Origin of the sequence: Dapis brunnea BLCC-M229 (assembly GCF_050015995.1) — a bacterium.
GTDB lineage: Bacteria > Cyanobacteriota > Cyanobacteriia > Cyanobacteriales > Microcoleaceae > Trichodesmium.
On record NZ_JBNHEP010000024.1, the window covers coordinates 1 to 3,732 of the forward strand.

The 3,732-nt window shown below is 37.2% G+C and carries 2 protein-coding genes; one reads left to right on the top strand and one right to left on the bottom strand.

The window, feature by feature from the left end; all coding sequences use genetic code 11:
- Positions 1–642 precede the first annotated feature (642 nt).
- On the bottom strand, positions 643–2,646 hold the full coding sequence (ftsH, locus tag ACP6PM_RS02240) for an ATP-dependent zinc metalloprotease FtsH (protein WP_426581450.1): 2,004 nt from the start codon (positions 2,644–2,646) through the stop codon (positions 643–645).
- A gap of 156 nt (positions 2,647–2,802) precedes the next feature.
- Between ftsH and ACP6PM_RS02245 the strand changes: the two genes are divergently transcribed.
- Positions 2,803–3,348 carry an NADPH-dependent FMN reductase gene (locus ACP6PM_RS02245; protein ID WP_426581452.1) on the top strand — a complete coding sequence of 182 codons (546 nt, stop codon included), beginning with the start codon at positions 2,803–2,805 and terminating at the stop codon, positions 3,346–3,348.
- Positions 3,349–3,732 lie beyond the last annotated feature (384 nt).

A 3,732-nucleotide genomic window follows, 5' to 3' on the forward strand; every position in this document is an offset into this window, starting at 1 on the left:
TTTCTCCAACCTACCAAAATTTTCAGACTTTGAGAGACTTTTTCCCTCTTAGACTAAAACTAAGACGTTATAGTTTTTGAGCGGAGGACACGAACAGCCAAAAATTCTCAACCTGACTATTTCTGTAATTCTCAGAGATTTTTCTCCAACCTACCAAAATTTTCAGACTTTGAGAGACTTTTTCCCTCTTAGACTGAAACTAAGACGTTATAGTTTTTGAGCGGAGGACACGAACAGCCAAAAATTCTCAACCTGACTATTTCTGTAATTCTCAGAGATTTTTCTCCAACCTACCAAAATTTTCAGACTTTGAGAGACTTTTTCCCTCTTAGACTAAAACTAAGACGTTATAGTTTTTGAGCGGAGGACACGAACAGCCAAAACTTCTCAACCTGACTATTTCTGTAATTCTCAGAGATTTTTCTCCAAACTACCAAAATTTTCAGATGCCTGACCCCTAGTAATATATAGCAATGAGCGCTCAGGTATTTACAAGGCCCAGCTCAAAGTGCATTCTAGAAAAGGCCTACAAAAAATAATGTGTAAATATGCCAGCGCACATTGCTATACATACTGTCTTCGAGTAAGTGGTGAGTGAAAATATTTTTTCAACCACCTACCACCCACAAACTAACTCAAACCTCAAGCTTTCTTTTGTAAATTAATAGAAAACTTCTGTTTCTCAGGTAACTCCGTGTATTCCGAAACTATCCTGCGGAACTCATCACCCTCAATAGTCTCCTTTTCTATCAATAAATCTACCAATCTATCCATCAAAACACGATTTTCTCTAATAATTCGCCGAGCTTCCTCATAACAATGAACAGCCATTGCTCGTACTTGATGGTCAATTTTAGTAGCAACTTCCTCAGAATATTCAGACTGCTGCGACTGCCAACCTCGCCCCAAAAAAACCTCCCCACTTGGATTTTCCAAAGCCAAAGGTCCTAAGTCAGACATTCCATAGCGAGTTACCATCTCACGAGCTAAATTTGCCACACTCCTAATATCGTTGCTAGCTCCCACAGTAACTTCCGCCGAGCCAAAAATCTCCTCCTCGGCAGCACGTCCACCCAGAGAAATTGTAATCCGGTCTATTAACCAACCACGGGTATACATCCCACTATCAATCATTCCCTCATCCATAATTGGTTGAGCAAAACCACCTACTCCACCAGAACGAGGAATAATAGTTACTTTATTAAGAGGGTCAGAATTTTTTAGCAGAGTCATCAATAAAGCGTGACCTAACTCATGGTAGGCAATTAAGCGTTTTTTCTTACTATCTAATAATGGAGTGAGACTCAAACCAATAGTCACTCGGTCAATAGCATCATCAATTTCTGAAGGTGTAATTCCTTCTTTGCGTCGTCTAGCAGTCAAAATAGCTGCTTCATTCAACATATTAGCCAAGTCCGCTCCCGAAAAACCAGGTGTCCGTCGAGCGATCGCCTCTAAAGAGACCTCTGAAGTTAATTTCTTATTCCGAGCATGAACTTCCAAAATTCCCAAACGTCCTTTATAAGTAGGTAAGTCTACAGTCACCTGTCTATCAAACCGACCCGGACGTAATAAAGCTGCATCCAAAACATCTGGACGGTTAGTCGCCGCAATAATAATAATCCCTGTATTTCCTTCAAACCCATCCATTTCAGTCAGTAGTTGGTTAAGAGTTTGTTCCCGTTCATCATTACCCCCACCAATACCAGCACCTCTTTGTCTACCTACCGCATCTATTTCATCTATAAATATGATGCAAGGAGCATTTTCCTTAGCCTTTCTAAACAAGTCTCTTACGCGAGAAGCTCCCACACCCACAAACATTTCCACAAATTCTGAACCAGAAATACTAAAAAAAGGAACCCCTGCTTCACCAGCGATCGCCTTTGCTAATAGAGTCTTACCTGTTCCTGGCGGTCCTACCAAAAGAACACCTTTAGGAATTTTCGCCCCAATAGCTGTAAACTTCTCTGGTTTTTTCAAGAAACTGACTACTTCCTGGAGTTCTTCTTTTGCTTCTTCGATACCTGCCACATCATCAAATAATACCCCTGTCTTGGCTTCCATCTGAAAACGTGCCCTGGACTTACCAAAGTTTAAAGCATTTCCTTGGGACTGACTAGAGCGACGCAAAATTGTCAGTAGTACAAAAATGACCACAAAAATGATCAGGATATTAAATATAATCCCCATAGCAACGCTATTGTCAGGAGAGCGCTTCAGCTCAAAGTTAATTTTTTGAGCACGAACTCGATCGAGTAGTTCCGGGTTATACTCAAACATATTAACTGTGTACATTGGCTCATCGCTCTTTTGCCCTTTTAGGCTAACTTTAGCAATTCCTTGAGAGGGATAGGCATCTATTTCTGTTACTTCTCCAGCTTTAATTTTCTCTAATAGTTCACTATAGCTAAGATTTTTTTGCGTACTATTAGCAAAAGCTGGAGTTCCTAATAATACTCCTGGAACTATTATGCCTGTAGCCAAAATTTTCCATATCAGTTTTCTACTTAAATTTTTACCACGAATTTTACCAAAAATAGTTTTGGTCTTTTGGGTATTTAATGTAACTCTAGGTAATGATGAGTCATGGTGATTAATTCCCTTGAGTACATCAGTTTTAATTTGTTGCCAAAAATTTTTCATTATCTTGAATTGTGGCCTTTTGTCTAGATTCAGGATATAAGCCTAATATATTTATAAATAGCGTATTTTAGAATTGAGGTTTGTTTATTTGTTTTGCTATTTTAAATTGTACTTATTACGACTGTAACTGAGAAAATATATTTTAGTTTAAATGCAATGGTAAAAATTGTCGGAATTGGTGGTAGTTTAAGGTCTAGTTCCTATAGTCAGCAAGCTTTAGAAATAGTAGCTGAAAGATTAGAAGCGATAGGTGCTGAAGTAGAAATATTGGATTTACGGACTCTCAAACTCCCCTTTTGTAATGGTGAGAATGAGTATCGAGAATATCCAGATGTCGAAAAAATGCGGGAAACTGTTAAGCAAGCTGATGGTCTGATTTTATCTACTCCAGAATATCATGGCAGTGTCAGTGGTGTGTTGAAAAATGCTCTTGATTTAATGAGCTTTGAGCATTTAGATGGAAAAGTAGCAGGTTTTATTAGTGTTTTAGGAGGTCAATCAAATAGTAATACACTAAATCATTTACGATTAATTCTACGATGGGTTCATGCTTGGGTAATTCCAGAGCAAATTGCTATTGGTCAGGCTTGGAAAGCTTTTTCTGATGACGGTAAAATATTGGATGAAAAATTATTAGAACGTTTTGATAAATTCGCTCAAAGTTTAGTAGAAAATACTCGAAAAATTCGAGGTTGTAGTTAACTTTAGTAATGTCAAAATACTGAACAAATTCTGAACAGTTAAAACAAATTTAAACTGGGTTTTATTCAGTTAATTTAACTATCAAGCTTGATGATTATTTTTCATTAAGTATTTAGCCGTTAGCTTTTATCTGTCAGTATAGATTACACAGGTGAGGTACAAATTAACATTAAAATCTATGCAGTGCGGGTATCTTTCCCGCTATCTCCTGACTGAGATAAAATTCGCTACAATTACTAAGTCTTTTCTTGAAAGAAGAAACTCTTATATCAAATTCGGTTGAATACTTATTTTATATAGTTGAGGGACTAGGGTAGCAGGATAAATTAAAGCACAGTATAAAATTATAAACCTGTATTAGATATCTTGAATAATAAAAAATAA

Coding starts and splice junctions, on each gene's coding strand:
- ftsH (WP_426581450.1), bottom strand. CDS start 2,646: ATGAAAAATTTTTGGCAACAAATTAAAACTGATGTACTCAAGGGAATT.
- ACP6PM_RS02245 (WP_426581452.1), top strand. CDS start 2,803: ATGGTAAAAATTGTCGGAATTGGTGGTAGTTTAAGGTCTAGTTCCTAT.